Genomic DNA, 17,014 nt, shown 5'->3' with positions numbered 1-17,014 from the left:
ATAGAAGAAACTACTTTATAAAACAAATAGAAATCAAAGAAAATGCCAAAGAAATTTGGCATTTTCTTTGACAGAATCTTTTTTCAACAAAGTGAAAAGTATCAGTCAACATAGACTGATACTTTTACTCATATGAACGATTTTTTCCTTTGTACTGCGGCTTCATGTTCGCGAATCGAAATTTATCCATAGACAGTACCATTTTCTTTTCGTCAACTGATGAATCTTGGTTTTTCTGTAGAATAGGCATAAACCTTGTATTATACTGCTCTTTTATTCCTTGAATCATAAAATTTAAAACAAAAATCGATATTGTAAAAGCTACTAACGGCGCCAATATAATCCACGGTGCTGTTAATAATTCATTTTTGTTCAATCCAATTAATCCCGACCATTCATTTGTAAGAGAAAAAAAAGTATCGCCACCTCCGAAAGGATCCTGAACCACTTTTCTTCCACCAATTAATACTTTAAAAAAGCCCATATGTATGAGTAATGTAAATAATTGAACAGCTTGTTGCAGAAACAAAATAATAAGAATTTCTTTCAAGAATAGCCAAATATGCTTTCGAAACACATGTACTTTTGTAGCGCCGAGTACAATCGCGTTTGTAATATAATCTTTTTTCATAAAAAGATTAATCTCTTGGCTAATATAAAGAATGATATTTGGCAAGGTGACAATGCAAAGAAGTAGAAATTGCTTAATAACAATAGATTCCTGAAAACCTGTCTGCTGACTTTGGATCATCAGTGGCGTCATAAACAAAATAACCAAAACAACTGTTGGAACGTAGAAATACACCTTACATACTTTTTCAATAAGCTTTTGGAATGAATCTGGCGTATATGCTAATAAACTCCCTAACAAAGTTCCTACTAACAGTTGAATGAAACAAATTCCAAATACAAATAAAATCGTAAACTTTGCCCCAATAATGATTTTAAAAAATAAATTGTATCCACTTCGATCCGATCCAAAAGGCGGCATCCATAAAGGATTAAACGGTGCACTATGCGAAACGTTACCGTCAGCATCTTTTATTAATACTTGCGTCTGAGAATACAAATCTTTTCCGTACCATGTGAATAAAAAACTAGCTAACACAATTCCGCTGAAAAAAGAAAGTCCGATCCAAAAACGTTTCGAACGGAACATGCTATTTTTCATTTGCAAGTCCTCCTGTCGTACGCTTTATTTGAAATTGGGCAAGAGTAAAAATAGTGTAAAATGGAATGAATAATAAAAAGATCCACCATGCAAACGTGACAGGCTGTAATGCTAATGGTTTTAAAATAAAAGACATATATCCATTTATATTGAAAGCAGCCTCTACAAGCAGCAGACTTGAAACCATGACTAGAAAAGTAGATTGTAAATGATTGAATAGATGATAGATTACATTTCGAAATAAGTGAACAAATAAAATATATTTTCTGCCTAGGCCCTTTGCCCTTGCAAATTCTACATAAGGTTTATGTTGTTCTTCTACTAAAAATAAAACCATAATCCGGAAAAAGTGAAGAGCAGGTACAAGGCTCATCGTTACAATTGGTAAGAAATAAGCTTGTTTACTACCGAATGCGTAAATATTTACGAAATTGACTCCTGTTTGTTTATATAGCCAAACAAAAAATAGTTGCAGCATAAAGATTAATAGCAAATCAGGAATTGATTCAATTAACACTAAACATCGTTCAATTGCTTTTTTTACTTTCAAAGAAGAAAGTACGTACCCAAAAGAAAGACCGGTAGCCATCACAACTGTTAAAACAGTAGATGCTAGTAAAATAGTCCCGGAATACATATACGGATCCCAAATTATACTCCAAAAAGGTAGTTGGGGTATATCCATAGGGTTGTTATGAATAGCAGGCCCATCTGTAAACAGTCTTTGTAAAAAGGTAGTAAAGCTAAGGGAGGCCCTCCCCAAAAACGCAAATGGTACATAACTAATAGCTATAATAACAAGGATACAAATACAGAATTCTATACATTTCTCGATAAAAAACCCCTTCATTTTGAATCTCCTCGCAATATGATTTATAACATCAAATAAGCTAACTATATAAATCTATGTTAATTTTTTCGGCATATAAATTGCTGCTATGTAAAATACAACATGACCTATACTCGCTTTCTCCCTTTGTTTTAATCCTTGCGCGTGGCAGAAAAAGGCTCTGACCGCTTCTATACATGGCCAGACCCTCTCGTCCATCCTAAAAAACCGTTTTTTAACATAACTTTATAATAATCACTACTCTCCTCTTACACTTCGCTCGTCACTTCTATCTCTTTTCGTTCTATTTTTTCTACCATATGCCCTTCTTCATCCCACTTCACTGCACGGTAATAAGCATCATGATAGAACGTAAACCATGCATTCTGCTCTATACCGTACTTCATCCACTTTTGTTTCTTCTCAATTGATGTCATTGGATAATCATCATACGCCATAACCCACAATACATTTTGATGCGCATGTGTTGGCATTAAATCTGCCAAATGAAGCAATGTTTCATTTTGACTTTGCGCAACAACAACAGCATGTCCATCACTATGACCGCCTGTATGAACCATTCGCACTTCATCTGTGATACTTACTTCTTCCGTAAATGTTTGTACTTGATGTACAATCGGCTCCCAATTTTCTTTCCAATATGTATTGCGTGAACGGATATTTGGATTTCTCATTTCATCCCACTCTGTTTGTGATACATATATTTTGGCATTTGGAAACGCCGGAACAAGCTTTTCACCTTCCCATTTCGTTAAACCAGATGCATGATCAAAATGAAGATGCGTCATTAATACATACTGAATATCTTCTGCTTTTAGTCCAAGCTGAGCGAGCGATTGTTCCACTGATGACTCTTCTGTCACCCCTTGATTTCGCTTCATTCTCTCATCCATTTTGTTGTTACCCATCCCTGAATCGATAAGGATATTTCCGTCTTTCGTTTGCAGCAGCAATGGATCTGTTCGTAAATAAATTTGATTTTTATCGTTATGACTATATTTGCGTGACCAAAGTACTTTCGGTACAACGCCAAACATTGCCCCGCCGTCTAAATGTGTATTTCCTCCTTGCAGCCATGTTACTTGTATATCGCCAATTTTCAAATGTTCCATTTTTTGTATCCCCCTTTCTTTTATGTTATCATATAATTCTGAAAACAATAGTCTGTAAAACAAAAAAGGAGCCATTTTTATGATCAAAGGATTATACGAAGCACACCTTCCTGTCAGTCATTTAAAAACATCGATCTCATTCTATGAAGCATTAGGCTTAAAGCTATACAAAAAAGATAAAACAGTCGCTTTCTTTTGGATTATAGAAGGACAAAGCTGGTTAGGACTTTGGGAAGGAAACGAATATCAAACAAAGTACCATCCTTCTCTTAGACATATCGCTTTTCAGGTAGATTTACATGATTTAGAACACGCGATTGAATGGCTAAACGAAAAAGGAATTCAAGCACGGAAGGATTTTGGAATGGAGCCTATCGAACCAATTGTATTTCCAAATCAAGCACATGCCTCTGTATATTTCAACGATCCTGATGGCAATAGCTTAGAACTAATTGCTCGCCTTCCTTTTGAATTGGATCGAACAGAAAAAATGTACTTAAGCGAATGGAAGGATATAGCAAAGAATCAGAAGGGAATACAACTATGAAACTAACAAACGAACAAGACATCATCCAATTAGTAAAAGAAGACCCGTGGATGATGGATATATTACAAACTGCTAAACAATTACACTTACCCGACTGGTGGGTATGCGCTGGGTTTGTCCGTTCTAAAATATGGGACACCCTGCATGGGTTTGAAGATAGAACGCCTCTTCTAGATATTGATGTTGTTTATTTTGATGCTGAAAATATTGATGAACGCGAAGAAAAGAAATACGAACAACAACTGCTGCATATGTCTCCAAATGTACCTTGGTCTGTAAAAAATGAAGCAAGAATGCACATCATTAGCAACATGCCGCCCTTTTCTTCTTCAGTAGAGGCAATATCAAAATTTCCAGAAACAGCAACGGCATTAGGTTTGAAATTGAATGACCGGGATGAAATTGTACTAACTGCTCCTTGGGGCGTGCAAGATGCCATTAACTTAGAAGTAAGGCCGACTCCTTATTATGAGGAAACGAAGGAATATGCACACATCTATAAAGAACGGGTACGTAAGAAGAAGTGGCCGGGGACATGGAATAAGGTAAAGGTTTTTGATTGTTCAAAGGATTAAAATCCTCATTTTAGGAGGTATATCAAAATGTCTATCCTCATCTTATTCATTCTATTCGTTTTCCTCATATTCATTTGGGACAACCTTAGATTAATTAGACTTAATTCTGAACAGCAATTGAAACAAAATGAACAGCTTATCAAATTGTTAGAGGAAATGAAACAAAAATAAAGTGAAACCTCCATCAGTGGAGTCTTACCTCCCGTTAATATAGAATGGAAGGCGCTATTCTTTCAAAAAGAATAGCGCCTTCCATTCTATATATCCATTTTGATTTTTCAACATCCAAATTACGGTTATATAAAACAAAAAGTAATCTGCACTCGTTTTCTCGCTTTGTTTTCACATTGCCTATGGCAGAAAAGAGCCCTGACCGCTCCGAGCATGGCCAGGCGCTCTCGCCCATCTAAAAAAAGCGTTTTTAATTTGTATTTATATATACAAACTAAATTAACGTATGCCCACCTTCAACATGAAGAACTGTTCCTGTCACAAACCCATTCTGCATAGCATATAGTACAGCTTGAGCTACATCTTCCGCCTTCCCTACTCGCCCCGCCGGAAGTTTGTTTCCTAAGTCAGTATAAAATTTATTGCGCGTTTCTTCTGCCATTTTGCTGCGTGACGGTGTATCAATAATTCCTGGTGAAACAACATTTACCCGAATTGGAGCTAGTTCTAGTGCTAACGTTTGTCCAAGATTGGAAACAGCTGCATTGACTGCACCAAGTGTCGCCGATCCAATCATAGATTTATAAGCGACAACTCCGGAGAATAATGTGATAGAGCCATTCCCAGCAATGCACGGTGCACCATATTTCGCTGCATAAAATTGTCCCCAAAATTTATTTTCAAATAACTGACGTGCCACGGCTGTATCTGTATCGATAAAAGAGCCTCCAGATGTTTCTGCTGCTGTGACAACTAAATGATCAATTATGCCTACTTGTTTAAAAAAGGATTGCACTTGTTGTTCTTGCGTTGTGTCAAGCACATGAATTGTTACGTTTCCTCCTAGCTGATCCTTTGCTCTTTGCAGTTTTTCCTCAGAACGACTAGCAATGATAACCTCGCTACCATGCATAAGTGCAAGTCTTGCTGTTTCTAAACCAATTCCAGAACTACCACCGATAATGACAATTTTTTTATTGTGTAACATGTTCAATTCCCCCAGTTTTTCTTGTTTTGTTTTGCTGAGGTTATTGTAATTCTATAACTTTCTTTTTTGAAGTAGTGATATTTAATTCACATAGTTACATTTTAGAAAGTTTCTTTTCTTATAAGGGATGTACTTCTAAAAATTTTTCTGTCTTCATATCATCTACTCATTTTAACGACAAACTCACCAACCGACTTCACATATTCATCGTCAAATAACCCTCTTGGGTCAAAAATGGATTTCACCAACATACCAAATTCCGAATTTACATATTGTGGTTTCAACATGGAGTGATTTGCTTCTGGTAAATAAGATATCGATAACAGCTCTTTCCGTATTTCTTTTTTGTAAACTTCCATCGTGTTTTTGACATCTACATTTTCATCACGGCCACCAACAATTAACTTAACAGGCTTTTTTGTTTCGGAGAGATCCTTTGTTGCATCGCTATTTACATTCTTTTTAATAAAATCCCATCTTTCTTTAGAGATATCGCCTTTATTGTTCGTTACGTTTTGGTATTCTTCATAATTACTATTTTTCAAAAGTAATTCGAGGACTTTTTCATTGTTTTTCATTCGTTGATTAATTTCTTCTTCCGTTGCACCAGTACTAGTCATACTTTTTTCCGTATAGTACTTTCCTTGTTCAATCCAATTAATTGCAGGTGATACTAAAATACTAAATGAAACATCATCACTAGCATTCGCTACTTTCGGGACAACCCATCCACCTTGACTCGCTCCCCATAAACCTATTTTTTTAGGATCAATATTAAGATTTTTGTTTGCCCATTCAATCACTTCGATTACTTCATTTGCACGATCCTCCATCGATTGATCTAGCCAATTTCCAGTTGATTTTCCAATGCCAGGCTTATCCCACGCTAGGGAAGCATACCCTTTTTTCGCTAATTCCTCCCATAAAGGTAAATAGCCATCATCATACGTTGCATTTACAGGTCCATCACCATGAACAAAAATAATTAATCCCGGCTTTTCTTTTTCTTTAGGTAAAGCGAGGGCGCCGTGTAATGTATTTTCTTTCGTTTGAATCGTTACTTCTTCTTGCTTCATATCATAAGAATTTTGGTAGAAAATCCACCCTACCGTTCCCAATATTACAATTCCTAACACGAGTAAAATTCTTTTCATTTTTTCCTCCTGTTATTAAGAAATTCTTTTTTCACCAAATAAAAAAGGATGCTAAGTAAAAAGCACCCCTTTTCATATTATTATATTTCTTTACACATATTCCCTTTACCAACATGAATGATCATTTCTTCTATAAAGTTAATCCGAACCGCTTTAATTCAATGAAAATATGTTCTAAGCGTTTTCCCTTGTCTGTTAATGTGTATTCAACGCGCGGGGGAACTTCTGGATATACCGTTCTTTCCACAATCCCCTGCACTTCAAGTTCCTTCAAACGAAGCGAGAGCGTTTTCGGGCTAATCCCATCCATTGATTTTTGCAAATCGCTAAATCGCATTGTTCCTTCAATAAGAAGATCTCGAATAATTAAAAACGTCCACTTTGTCCCGATTACATCAAGTGTTTTCGCAATGGGACAAATCTGCCCCGGTGTTCCTTTTGTTAATTCGATTGGCTCCATGTTACTCATTGAACCACACTCCTAAAAATTTTTTCGATTCATTTTCCTTATGTTATCACAATTCTATCTTTACGGTAACTATATGAAATAAATATCACTACTTCCGAAAAGAAACTAACTATATATACAATATCATTAACACCTGACACTATTTACAAAATAAGGAGGTTATAAAAATGAGTGTGAAAAACATACTGATTATAAACGGCCATCAAACTTATAGATCAGCAGAAGGAAAACTAAACAAAACATTAATGGACAATATGGTACATGTATTAAGTGCAAATCACACTGTCCAAACAACAGTCATTCAAAACGGATACAATTTCGAGGAAGAACAAAGTAAGTTTTTATGGGCTGATATTGTCATCTTCCAAACACCTATCTATTGGTTCAATGTGCCTGGGTTACTGAAAACGTATATGGACGAGGTGTATGCTTACGGATTATTTTTCAAAGGATCTGAGCAATATGGAAGAGGCGGCTTATTAACTGACAAACATTATATGTTTTCAACGACATGGAATGCCCCTGAAAAAGCATTTAACGATTCAACACAATTCTTTAGAGGAAAAAGTTTGGAAGAAGCACTCTGTCATTTACACCGAACACAAGAATTTATCGGTATGAAACCGTTAAAGAGCTACGCTTGCTATGATGTAATAAAAAATCCGGATATTGATAGATTTGTATATGAACTACATACACATCTAGAAGAAGTATTGCCACTATAATTCACTTTCATATGAGAGAAGCTCTTTCAAATGTGGGCTTCTCTCACTATGTATCTCTATTTTGCATGTACTTGCTTTTGATTCTTTTCCAATTGAGCTGTAATACCAATGCGGTCAATTTGAATCCAATACTCTACAATTCGCCCATCTTCCACACGATACACAGCGCTGGCTAATTGAATGATAGGAAGACCAGTTGGTTGAAATCCATCAACTTCGCCAATATGAGTACCTGTTTGTTTCCAGCGAACATATACACGATCTTGCTGAGATAACAACTCTTGAATTTCTAAAGTAAATGCACCATAAGCATCTAACATCTCTTGTACATGATCTGCATAATCCATAGGAGATCTTTCAACTGTTATTTCATCTTCAGCTTGAACTTGATGCGCCAACACTTTTTCTGCCATAAACTCTGTAACTAAATGTAGATTATGTCCTGAACGTATTTCTTCAAAGAATCTTCTGACTACAACTTCAGGCATCATTTCACAATCGCTCCCTCTCAAGTTATGATTTTACCCTCACATTATAGCATCAATATTTTTCTATATATATCCAAATTAAAAAACCGACATAAAAACCTCTTTCTTTTTAGGGGAGGACGAGAGCATCTGGCCGTGCATAGAAGCGGTCAGGGCCTCTTCCTGCCACATGCGATGTTTTAAAACAAAGGGAAAAAGCGAGTACAGGTGGTGTTGCAGTCTGCATAACAGCAACTTATATGTCAAAAAAAAGAACAAGTAGCTTCCTAGTCTTTATACTAGAAAATTACTTGTTCTTTTCCATTTTTAGCCTTGATCTTAACGACTATTTCTTCTTATATTCCTCAAACGTGAGAATTCTTTCAAAAATTGGCGGATGCGTATACATGAATAATTTCACCAAGGACGGCGGGTTCACTTGACTCAAGCTCGTCTTCGATAAATATTGAAATGTTTTAACTCCCGACTGATTATCCTTCGTCATATCTAATGCGTATTGATCGGCCGCTCTTTCTTCAATGCGTGATACGTAATTTGTGGCAGGACTGACCGCAAAGGAAAGCACCGAAGATACGAGGAAAAATAATGGTAAAACTGAGAAACTAGCTATTTTAGAAATATGCAGTGTATCTCCCCACTTACGAATACATACTTGCATAATGCGACTAATGAGGTACATGCCAACGAAAGTTAAAACAATATAACCCCCAACACCCCAATATATATGTTTCATCACGTAATGACCCATTTCATGCGCCATAATAAATAATATCTCTTTATCTTTTAACTGTTCTAGCGTCGTATTCCATAAAACGATGCGAGAATTTGAGCCAATTCCAGTTACATATGCATTTAACGCATTTGTTTTCTTTGACATATCCACTTCATACACATGCTCTGTTGGAATATGAGCTTTATCGGCTAATGTTAAAATCTTTTTCTCAAGCTCTTTATTATGCAGCGTCGAAAAATCATTATAGAGTGGATCAATTACTACGGGCTGAATGAATGTTAAAAAGATCGTAAATGGAACAGAAAGCGCCCATCCATACAGCCACCAGCGTTTCGGATATTTTTTTATGAGCCACAGCAGAACAGTCACAATCAGAAACATAAGCAAAAAATTGATCCAAAAATCAAGTATATGCTCCTTTATCCAATTTGCTGTTGATTGTGTAGAAATGCCGTAATCAACAGATACTTGATGACCAATCCATTGCAGTGGCAATGCGAGCACCGTTGTCACAAGCGACAAATAAAACAAATAAATCGCAATTTGTAGTACTCGGAATTTCGTTGTATCTTTCGCCCATTTTTCAAATCGCTTTGATACACCGAAAATGAGGACAAATAATAACACAATCCATTGCAGCGGCGTTGCTAAAAAAAATAATAAATTCTTTACCCGCGAGTAATCTTGACTAAGTGTCAATTCCCTTGCATTCATAAATGTTGCTGGATCTGCACTCGATCCTTTATACGCTTCCGGTATAATCTCATGATTCCATCCAAATAAGTACCAATATATAAATAATGCAAATAGAGCGTACAAAAAAAGTGTCCAACTCATCACTTTTCGCATGATCTCTCCTCCTCATCGCTGCCTGTCTATTAATATTGTAGTTCGTTCCTCGAAAAATAGAACAAGCTAATACATGAAATGTCATGTAATATTCACTCATCCCCCCTTATTTTTCAGATTTTTCTTATAAAATAAAAATTGGGAGGGATTGGAATGAAGAAGTTGTACATTACTTTTACGCTAGGACTTATTATCGCAATCGGAATTGGAATTTTTTATTTTACCGGTTACCGAAAAGCATCAGCGGAAATACCAAAGGGGATTGTTATGGAAGATATAAACGGAACATCAGTATCATTTGATCAATTACCGAAAAAATTAAAATTAGTCGAATTTATGTATACAAAATGCCCGGATATTTGTCCGATTACAACATACAAAATGAGACATTTACGAGATGAACTTGTAAAACAAAAAGTGTTCGGCACAAAAATCGAATTTATTACGATTACCATTGATCCGAAATACGATACGATTGAAATACTCGAACATTACTCCAAAACGTTTGATATGAAAGAAACAACAGGTTGGCATCTGCTGCGCGGCGACGAGGAAGAAACGAAACAACTAGCCGAATCTTTTAACTTCCGCTACCGCGACCCTGGAAGTGGCCTTTACATTCATACTTCTAACTCTTACTTACTAGATGAAAATAATCGTTTAATTGAAGTATTCGGTATGGGAGAGCGCGGGTTTGATAGTAAAGAAGTGTTAGAGAAAATTAAGGAAGCGATGTAAAACCCCTTTCTTTTAGAAGGGCGAGAGCATCTGGCCTTACATAGACGCGGTCAGGGCCCTTTCCTGCCACATGCAAAGTTTAAGGGCAAGTGCAGGTCATGTTTTATTCTGCATAGCAGCGATTTATATGTTAAAAAACAAAATAGTTTCATATAAATAATACGATATCAGCGCTTTTTTTAATATATCGGCGCAAATGGTACATTTATCGGCGACTTTTAGAATATATCGGCGATTCGACAGAGAATAAAGACCATTCGACGATGTTCGATATGCGTACACAGTAAAAGACTGAGCCTAAATGCTCAGTCTCTTTTTACTTTACTTTTTCTTCTGCACTGGTAGCCAAATCTCCAATTGTGCAAGATCATGTTTATCTGCATGGCAGCGCTCATCGTATAATTCAAACTCTACAACACCAGCGTGCTCGTAGCCGGAATGTGGGAACCATTCTGTAAAGATCGCATTCCACGTTTGCTGAATCGATGGAACCATCTCTTCATGCGGAACTTTCGGCGTTGTAAATACTGCATACGTTGCTTCAGGAAATGTGCGGCACGCCAGCTCACTTGATACACCATCAAAGCTTGTTGCTTCCATCCCAATAATATACGTAAACTCCCCTGTTCCTAAATTAAAATCCGTACACATCCCTAACTCGACGAACTCATTCGTATGCTTACGGTTTGGAATATTTTCCGACAAATTATTTTGCAAATAATTTTGCCACATCGCTGGAATATCTGTTAGATTTTGTCCGTCTTTACCCGTTGTCTTCATTTCATACCCGATCACTTGAAAAGCTGGCTTTGTTTCTATACGAAATTCCATTTTGATTCCCCCTAAATACGGATTAAATTTTCGCTGCATCACATTCACCTTGGAATATAGCGGTGTTCGAATCTCTTGCTTTCGATATTCACTCGGCGTCATATGAAACAGCTTTTTAAAGGCGCGTGTGAACGTTTCATGAGATTGAAAGCCGTGCTCTAATGCAATATCTAGAATTTTCCCCTCTGTATGAGAAAGCTGATAAGCTGCCCGGGCGAGCCTTCTCTTTCGCACATACTCCATCACAGAGTCTCCTATGAGTGCTTGAAAAACGCGGTGGAAATGATATTCAGAAAATCCTGCAATACGTGCAAGATTCGCTAACGTTTGCTTTTCCATCACATCTTCTTCAATAGAATCAATTACTTTTTGAATTTGTATTTCATAACATCCCATCTCTGTTCACCTGCCTTATATGTATTATGATAAAGGGAACGTGCGTTTTCTTCTTGACGTTTTTTGCTTTTGTTTTATACATTTTGTTTTGAAGTAGCGAATTCATCCCTCAGGGTTTGAACACAAGAATAATGACAAATTACCAATTCACTGGTAAATTATTATGAAGAAGTATACGAAAAGAGGGTATATACATTGAGACTACTATTTATATTGTTAAATGTGTGTCTTAACTCATTTTTAGCAATCTCATTTCCTTATGTTGTCAAATTTATTTTTACATGTATTGATATTATAGGTGCTATAATTGGATATTTTGATGGATCGGATATGGTAGGAGAAGAAGATATAATTATTATTTTTCTTCCTATTACTATCATTTTTACTACGGTTATCATTTTAATTGGGATATCCGGTAATAAATTCATTTACAAAAGGACAAGTGTGAGCACATTCAAATATTGTCTATTTAGCTTATTCGTTTTTATTCTAGCATCTATCATCGTAATGTTTACATTAGATCCGTTACATATTGCTTACCAAATCAAGTATATGTAAGAAAGCTGCCTCATCAGCAGCTTTCTTCCTATCTATTCTACTTTTCCTAATTCACTACCAAGAAACTTCGCAATTTCTAACATACCGTATTTCCCAACGACTGCTTCGGCGTCAGCATTATAGTTTGTGTTTGTATTAATGTCGTAAGTGAAAATTTCACCATCTGCATTTCGAATGAACTCAATACCAGCGATTGCGGTATCATTCGCAGCCAAAACAGCCTCATACTTTTGAATGATTGGGTCGTTAAAGCCCTCAATAATTTGAAACTTTGGTTTTTCCGGCGCTTTCTCTCCAACCGGGCAGAACAGATCGCCAATTTGACAAGCATCAGCTGGGCATAATTCGAAGCCTTTCGATGTATCGACTTGAACTGCATACACAAATTTCCCGCCAACAAACTCACAACGTGTGATGTAAGGCTCTGGAGATTGAATGTATTCTTGAATTAATGTAATACCATCTACTGGCTCTTCAAATGCTGCACTTTCTACGTATTCTTGTAAAGAAGCAACAGATTGAAACAGCTGAACGCCTAATCCTTTTCCAGCGCGGTTATGCTTCGTAATAAATGGACGTCCTTCAAATTGCGCTGCTGCTTCGATAATATGTTCCTTACCAACAGCGGCAATTGTCTTCGGTGTTTGGATTCCTTGTGCATTCAGTGCCATATATTGCGCAACTTTGCTTACTTCCATCTGAAGTGCTCTGCTTCCGTTAAACACTTTTCGATTATGTCTCTCTAACCAAGCAAGGACAGCTCCTGTAAACTCCGGGGCAAAGCGGTGATTTCTCGTATGAGAAGATGCGCTCATCCGGTTATAAAATACGCCGCTCGGCGGAACAGACGAAAGATCCACATTCCCTTTGTCTAAATGCCATTCTTCATAAGGAAGACCGAGTTCTTCCAATCGTTTCGTTAGATGTCTTGTCCATTCTGTGTTTTCATGAATAATGTGAATCTTCTTCAAGGGAATACCTTCTTTCTAAAGTGTGATTATACTCATTATACTATTTTCATTAATCTGTAAAATAATAATTTTACAACAACTAAAAAAAAAACGAAAGACGACACGAAGCGCCTTTCGTTTTCTTACTAAATAACAAAGTCCTCCGGTACAAACACCTTCACTTCCTTCAAATGTGCATATACAACTTCGCCTGTTCGAATCTTAAGCTGCTCAAATTGCTCTTTACTCACTTCTGCTTCTAAATATTCATCTACGTCATCACGTTTTAATTCAATATATACAACAGGGCCAACAGCATGTGTGTAAGTAACTTTCGCTGGAATGGCATCGACGCTTTGCTTTGTTCGTGTAATAGATAAATGATGAGGCCGCACATATGCTACGGCGTCGGCATCGGAAATATGCACATGCTCCGGCGCTTCTAATTCGATAGAACCTAAATTCAATTTTCCTTTCTGAACACGACCGTGGAATAAATTTACACTCCCTAAAAAATCATATACAAATGGACTAGCTGGACTATTATACACTTCTTCTGGCGTCCCCATTTGTTCAATGCGCCCTTCGTTCATGACAACGATGCGATCCGCAACATCCAACGCTTCTTCTTGATCATGCGTCACAAACACACTCGTAATTTGAAACTCATCATGCAATTTCCTGAGCCATCTCCGCAATTCTTTACGTACCTTTGCGTCTAATGCACCAAATGGTTCATCAAGCAGCAAAATTTTCGGTTCAACTGCTAAAGCTCTCGCTAACGCAATCCGTTGCCTCTGTCCACCAGATAACTGCGCAGGATAACGCGCTGCAAACCCATCCATCTTCACAAGTTTTAATAACTCAAGTACCTTTTCTTCTATTTCTGCCGCGGACGGTCTTAGTTTCTTTTTGCGGACTTTTAATCCAAACGCGACATTTTCAAATACAGTCATATGTTTAAACAGGGCATAATGCTGAAACACAAAACCGACTTGCCGATTTTTCACATGAATATCTGTTAAATCTTCTCCGTCGAATAAAATCGTCCCTTGATCCGCTTGTTCTAGCCCGGCAATAATTCGTAATAACGTCGTTTTCCCGGAACCAGATGGACCTAACAGCGCAACAAGTTCCCCTTTCGGAATTTCTAAGTTAATTTGCTGCAAAGCTTGAAACGTACCGTATTGTTTCCATACATTCTGAATGTGAATACTCATCCTAATGCCTTCCTTTCCATTCAATCCAGTTCTTTATAATTAACGTAACGACCGCAAGCAATGACATTAATGACGCAACCGCAAACGCAGCGGAAAATTGATATTCGTTATATAAAATTTCAATATGAAGCGGCATTGTATTCGTAACGCCTCGCACATGTCCTGACACAACAGAAACAGCTCCAAACTCTCCTATTGCACGGGCATTACATAAAATCATGCCATAGAGTAAACCCCATTTTATATTTGGCAATGTAACCCGAAAGAACATTTTCCAGCCGCTTGCTCCTAGCGATAAAGCAGCTTCTTCTTCACTTGTGCCTTGCGCCTCCATAACAGGAATCAATTCACGTGCGACAAAGGGGAATGTGACAAACACAGTAGCAATTACAATACCAGGCACAGAAAAAATAAGCTGCACACCATGCTCCATGAGCCACGCTCCTAGTCCACCGCGAGGCGTAAATAGTAATACAAAAACTAACCCGGCAATAACCGGCGAAACAGCAAAAGGCAGTTCAATGAGTGATAAAAGAAACTGTTTCCCTCGAAAGCGAAATTTTGTAATCAGCCACGCTGCTGCCACGCCAAATATCGTATTAAGCGGAACAACGATAAGGGCCACAATAATTGTGAGACGAATCGCAGAAATTGCCTCGCTATCTGTAATAGCGGCAATGTATACATTGATTCCACGTTCAAATGCCTTCATAAAAATCGTCACTAACGGCAACAAAAGAAATATAGATAAATAGATAACAGTAACCGCAATGAAAATGATACGAATCACTTTCGATTCTGTCGTAACTACCGGTGTCTGCACTGCTTTTTGTTTAATCGGTTTCGCGAATGACGGTTCCATCCTTTCCTCCCCTTTCTATTCATTTTGCAACCCGCGTTTTTGACTCCAGCTCTGAATGAGATTAATCGTAAACAGGAAGAAAAGAGAGACAACCAGCATGACCGCTGCCACAGCTGTTGCACCTGCATAATCGTATTGCTCAAGTTTCGTCATAATCATCAGCGGTGCAATTTCTGTTTTAAGCGGCATATTTCCCGCGATAAAGACAACCGATCCGTATTCTCCGAGTGCTCTTGAAAAAGCTAACGAAAATCCCGCTAATAAAGCTGGCAAAATCTCTGGAAACACAACCTTCCAAAATACTTGTAAACGTGAAGCTCCTAAACTAGCAGCCGCTTCCTCTACTTCCTTCTCCAGATTTTGCAAAACAGGTTGCACCATACGTACAACGAAGGGCAATCCGATAAAAGTTAAAGCTACGATAATTCCAAGTGGTGTAAAAGCTATCTTGATATGAAACGCATCAAAAATTTTTCCAATCCAGCCGTTTTGCGAATACAAAGTTGTAAGCGTAATACCCGCAACCGCAGTTGGCAAAGCAAAAGGTAAATCAATTAACCCATCGAGCAGCCGCTTTCCTGGGAACGAGTATCGAACAAGTACCCATGAGATTAATAGACCAAAACAAACATTTACAAGCGCCGCTGCGAGTGACGTTGTAAAACTAATTTGATACGCATGCAATACTCTTTCACTTGTAATCACTTGAAAGAATTTGCTCCAACCTAACTGAGAAGTTTGGATAAACACGATAGATAATGGGATTAAGACAAATAAACTTACATATAACATCGTAAATCCAAGCGAAAGTCCAAACCCGGGTAAAACTTGCTTCCTACTCTTCTTCCTCACATTCTTTCACCTCATTACGTCATCTATATAAATACAAATTAAAAAACCAACATAAAAACCCTCTTTCTTTTTAGGCGGGCGAGAGCATCTGACTATGCATAGAAACGGTCAGGGCCTTTTCCTACCACATGCAAGGTTTAAAACAAAAGGACCAAGCAAGTAGCAGTTATGTTGTATTCTGCCTAGCAGCGACTTAAATGTTGAAAAATGAATATATATACTTCTATTATTTTTGGTAGATTTTATCGAAGACACCACCATCATTAAAATGCGTTTCTTGTGCTTTTTTCCATCCACCAAACACTTCATCAACTGTAAACAATTGCACTTTCGGGAATTGCGATGCATATTTTTCAGCTACCTTTTGTTCGCGAGGACGGTAAAAGTTTTTCGCCGCAATCTCCTGCCCTTTCTCTGTATATAAATACTCGAGATATGCCTCAGCTACTTTACGCGTTCCCTTTTTATCGACAACCTTATCCACGACAGCTACTGGAGGTTCCGCCAGGATACTAATCGATGGTGTCACAATTTCAAACTTGTCTTTCCCTAGTTCTTTTTGTGATAGTAATGCCTCGTTTTCCCAAGCAATAAGAACATCCCCAATTCCTTTCTCTACAAAAGTAGTCGTTGCCCCGCGCGCTCCGGAGTCCAGCACTTCTACATTTTTATATAATTGAATCAATTTCATAATTTTCAGCCCTGATATACCAATGGTTTTGAGCACACAAAAAAGGAGTACCTCCCCAAATTCTTGTATAATGGTAGTTACGAC

The 17,014-nt window shown here is 37.5% G+C and carries 20 protein-coding genes; 6 read left to right on the top strand and 14 right to left on the bottom strand.

Annotated elements, in window-relative coordinates; genetic code table 11:
* Positions 1–124: 124 nt before the first annotated feature.
* The 3 genes from Q9306_RS23120 to Q9306_RS23110 all read right to left on the bottom strand — a co-directional run bounded on the left by Q9306_RS23120 (position 125) and on the right by Q9306_RS23110 (position 3,133).
* On the bottom strand, positions 125–1,171 hold the full coding sequence (locus Q9306_RS23120; RefSeq protein WP_306202761.1) for an ABC transporter permease subunit: 1,047 nt from the start codon (positions 1,169–1,171) through the stop codon (positions 125–127).
* Positions 1,161–1,808: an ABC transporter permease subunit gene (locus Q9306_RS23115; RefSeq protein WP_306202759.1), complete on the bottom strand. Its 648-nt coding sequence runs from the start codon at positions 1,806–1,808 to the stop codon at positions 1,161–1,163. The genes Q9306_RS23120 and Q9306_RS23115 overlap by 11 nt, the downstream gene beginning before the upstream one ends.
* 461 nt (positions 1,809–2,269) lie before the next feature.
* Entirely contained in the window at positions 2,270–3,133 is an 864-nt protein-coding gene (locus Q9306_RS23110) for a YtnP family quorum-quenching lactonase (protein ID WP_306202757.1), read from the bottom strand.
* 79 nt (positions 3,134–3,212) lie between these two features.
* On the opposite strand from Q9306_RS23110, the gene Q9306_RS23105 reads away from it, so the two are divergent.
* Genes Q9306_RS23105 through Q9306_RS23095 form a run of 3 tightly spaced genes read left to right on the top strand, consistent with a single transcriptional unit; the run spans position 3,213 to position 4,426 of the window.
* On the top strand, positions 3,213–3,680 hold the full coding sequence (locus Q9306_RS23105) for a VOC family protein (protein WP_306202755.1): 468 nt from the start codon (positions 3,213–3,215) through the stop codon (positions 3,678–3,680).
* Entirely contained in the window at positions 3,677–4,255 is a 579-nt protein-coding gene (locus Q9306_RS23100; RefSeq protein WP_306202753.1) for a nucleotidyltransferase family protein, read from the top strand. The genes Q9306_RS23105 and Q9306_RS23100 overlap by 4 nt, the downstream gene beginning before the upstream one ends.
* Positions 4,256–4,282: 27 nt before the next feature.
* The gene (locus Q9306_RS23095) at positions 4,283–4,426 is read left to right on the top strand and encodes a hypothetical protein (RefSeq protein ID WP_306202751.1); all 144 of its coding nucleotides are present in this window, start codon (positions 4,283–4,285) and stop codon (positions 4,424–4,426) included.
* Between the two features lie 274 nt (positions 4,427–4,700).
* Here the strand turns inward: Q9306_RS23095 and Q9306_RS23090 are convergent, their stop codons facing one another.
* The 3 genes from Q9306_RS23090 to Q9306_RS23080 form a co-directional block, all read right to left on the bottom strand.
* Positions 4,701–5,414, bottom strand: a complete 714-nt coding sequence (locus Q9306_RS23090; RefSeq protein ID WP_306202749.1) for an SDR family oxidoreductase — start codon at positions 5,412–5,414, stop codon at positions 4,701–4,703.
* 158 nt (positions 5,415–5,572) lie between these two features.
* Positions 5,573–6,568: an alpha/beta hydrolase family protein gene (locus Q9306_RS23085; RefSeq protein WP_306202748.1), complete on the bottom strand. Its 996-nt coding sequence runs from the start codon at positions 6,566–6,568 to the stop codon at positions 5,573–5,575.
* Positions 6,569–6,698: 130 nt separating this feature from the next.
* Positions 6,699–7,037: a winged helix-turn-helix transcriptional regulator gene (locus Q9306_RS23080; protein WP_306202746.1), complete on the bottom strand. Its 339-nt coding sequence runs from the start codon at positions 7,035–7,037 to the stop codon at positions 6,699–6,701.
* Positions 7,038–7,210: 173 nt separating this feature from the next.
* Here Q9306_RS23080 and Q9306_RS23075 point away from each other — a divergent pair, with 173 nt between their 5' ends.
* Positions 7,211–7,762, top strand: a complete 552-nt coding sequence (locus tag Q9306_RS23075; protein WP_306202763.1) for an NAD(P)H-dependent oxidoreductase — start codon at positions 7,211–7,213, stop codon at positions 7,760–7,762.
* 56 nt (positions 7,763–7,818) lie between these two features.
* Here Q9306_RS23075 and Q9306_RS23070 read toward each other — a convergent pair whose 3' ends face one another.
* The gene (locus Q9306_RS23070; protein WP_306202744.1) at positions 7,819–8,253 is read right to left on the bottom strand and encodes an ester cyclase; all 435 of its coding nucleotides are present in this window, start codon (positions 8,251–8,253) and stop codon (positions 7,819–7,821) included.
* Between the two features lie 322 nt (positions 8,254–8,575).
* Positions 8,576–9,832: a M48 family metallopeptidase gene (locus Q9306_RS23065; protein ID WP_306202742.1), complete on the bottom strand. Its 1,257-nt coding sequence runs from the start codon at positions 9,830–9,832 to the stop codon at positions 8,576–8,578.
* Positions 9,833–9,985: 153 nt separating this feature from the next.
* Between Q9306_RS23065 and Q9306_RS23060 the strand changes: the two genes are divergently transcribed.
* Complete coding sequence (locus Q9306_RS23060; protein ID WP_306202740.1) at positions 9,986–10,570, top strand: SCO family protein; 585 nt, start codon at positions 9,986–9,988, stop codon at positions 10,568–10,570.
* A 321-nt stretch (positions 10,571–10,891) separates the two neighbouring features.
* Here Q9306_RS23060 and Q9306_RS23055 read toward each other — a convergent pair whose 3' ends face one another.
* Positions 10,892–11,797: an AraC family transcriptional regulator gene (locus Q9306_RS23055; RefSeq protein ID WP_306202737.1), complete on the bottom strand. Its 906-nt coding sequence runs from the start codon at positions 11,795–11,797 to the stop codon at positions 10,892–10,894.
* A gap of 195 nt (positions 11,798–11,992) precedes the next feature.
* Between Q9306_RS23055 and Q9306_RS23050 the strand changes: the two genes are divergently transcribed.
* Positions 11,993–12,355, top strand: coding sequence for a hypothetical protein (locus Q9306_RS23050; RefSeq protein ID WP_306202736.1), 363 nt, complete (start codon positions 11,993–11,995; stop codon positions 12,353–12,355).
* Between the two features lie 32 nt (positions 12,356–12,387).
* On the opposite strand, the gene Q9306_RS23045 is transcribed toward Q9306_RS23050, so the two are convergent.
* From Q9306_RS23045 to Q9306_RS23025, 5 genes are all read right to left on the bottom strand, one after another.
* Positions 12,388–13,326 (bottom strand): ATP-grasp domain-containing protein, encoded by a 939-nt coding sequence (locus tag Q9306_RS23045; RefSeq protein ID WP_306202734.1) that lies wholly within the window; start codon positions 13,324–13,326, stop codon positions 12,388–12,390.
* 125 nt (positions 13,327–13,451) lie between these two features.
* The gene (locus Q9306_RS23040) at positions 13,452–14,525 is read right to left on the bottom strand and encodes a sulfate/molybdate ABC transporter ATP-binding protein (protein ID WP_306202732.1); all 1,074 of its coding nucleotides are present in this window, start codon (positions 14,523–14,525) and stop codon (positions 13,452–13,454) included.
* Between the two features lies 1 nt (position 14,526).
* On the bottom strand, positions 14,527–15,387 hold the full coding sequence (cysW, locus tag Q9306_RS23035) for a sulfate ABC transporter permease subunit CysW (RefSeq protein ID WP_306202730.1): 861 nt from the start codon (positions 15,385–15,387) through the stop codon (positions 14,527–14,529).
* 15 nt (positions 15,388–15,402) lie between these two features.
* A complete protein-coding gene (cysT, locus tag Q9306_RS23030) occupies positions 15,403–16,239 on the bottom strand; it encodes a sulfate ABC transporter permease subunit CysT (RefSeq protein ID WP_306202728.1) in 837 nt (278 codons plus the stop codon).
* A gap of 226 nt (positions 16,240–16,465) precedes the next feature.
* Positions 16,466–17,014: sulfate ABC transporter substrate-binding protein (locus Q9306_RS23025; protein WP_306202727.1), on the bottom strand; the 549-nt coding region annotated here is incomplete at its 5' end.

This window comes from Bacillus multifaciens (genome assembly GCF_030756675.1).
Taxonomy (GTDB): domain Bacteria; phylum Bacillota; class Bacilli; order Bacillales; family Bacillaceae_G; genus Bacillus_A; species Bacillus_A multifaciens.
This window is presented reverse-complemented; position numbering and strand designations above follow the sequence as displayed.

What these genes read in the sequence shown, in the direction of transcription:
- Q9306_RS23120 (WP_306202761.1), bottom strand. Translation starts at nt 1,171, where the DNA reads ATGAAAAATAGCATGTTCCGTTCGAAACGTTTTTGGATCGGACTTTCT.
- Q9306_RS23115 (WP_306202759.1), bottom strand. Translation starts at nt 1,808, where the DNA reads ATGTATTCCGGGACTATTTTACTAGCATCTACTGTTTTAACAGTTGTG.
- Q9306_RS23110 (WP_306202757.1), bottom strand. Translation starts at nt 3,133, where the DNA reads ATGGAACATTTGAAAATTGGCGATATACAAGTAACATGGCTGCAAGGA.
- Q9306_RS23105 (WP_306202755.1), top strand. Translation starts at nt 3,213, where the DNA reads ATGATCAAAGGATTATACGAAGCACACCTTCCTGTCAGTCATTTAAAA.
- Q9306_RS23100 (WP_306202753.1), top strand. Translation starts at nt 3,677, where the DNA reads ATGAAACTAACAAACGAACAAGACATCATCCAATTAGTAAAAGAAGAC.
- Q9306_RS23095 (WP_306202751.1), top strand. Translation starts at nt 4,283, where the DNA reads ATGTCTATCCTCATCTTATTCATTCTATTCGTTTTCCTCATATTCATT.
- Q9306_RS23090 (WP_306202749.1), bottom strand. Translation starts at nt 5,414, where the DNA reads ATGTTACACAATAAAAAAATTGTCATTATCGGTGGTAGTTCTGGAATT.
- Q9306_RS23085 (WP_306202748.1), bottom strand. Translation starts at nt 6,568, where the DNA reads ATGAAAAGAATTTTACTCGTGTTAGGAATTGTAATATTGGGAACGGTA.
- Q9306_RS23080 (WP_306202746.1), bottom strand. Translation starts at nt 7,037, where the DNA reads ATGAGTAACATGGAGCCAATCGAATTAACAAAAGGAACACCGGGGCAG.
- Q9306_RS23070 (WP_306202744.1), bottom strand. Translation starts at nt 8,253, where the DNA reads ATGATGCCTGAAGTTGTAGTCAGAAGATTCTTTGAAGAAATACGTTCA.
- Q9306_RS23065 (WP_306202742.1), bottom strand. Translation starts at nt 9,832, where the DNA reads ATGCGAAAAGTGATGAGTTGGACACTTTTTTTGTACGCTCTATTTGCA.
- Q9306_RS23060 (WP_306202740.1), top strand. Translation starts at nt 9,986, where the DNA reads ATGAAGAAGTTGTACATTACTTTTACGCTAGGACTTATTATCGCAATC.
- Q9306_RS23055 (WP_306202737.1), bottom strand. Translation starts at nt 11,797, where the DNA reads ATGGGATGTTATGAAATACAAATTCAAAAAGTAATTGATTCTATTGAA.
- Q9306_RS23040 (WP_306202732.1), bottom strand. Translation starts at nt 14,525, where the DNA reads ATGAGTATTCACATTCAGAATGTATGGAAACAATACGGTACGTTTCAA.
- cysW (WP_306202730.1), bottom strand. Translation starts at nt 15,387, where the DNA reads ATGGAACCGTCATTCGCGAAACCGATTAAACAAAAAGCAGTGCAGACA.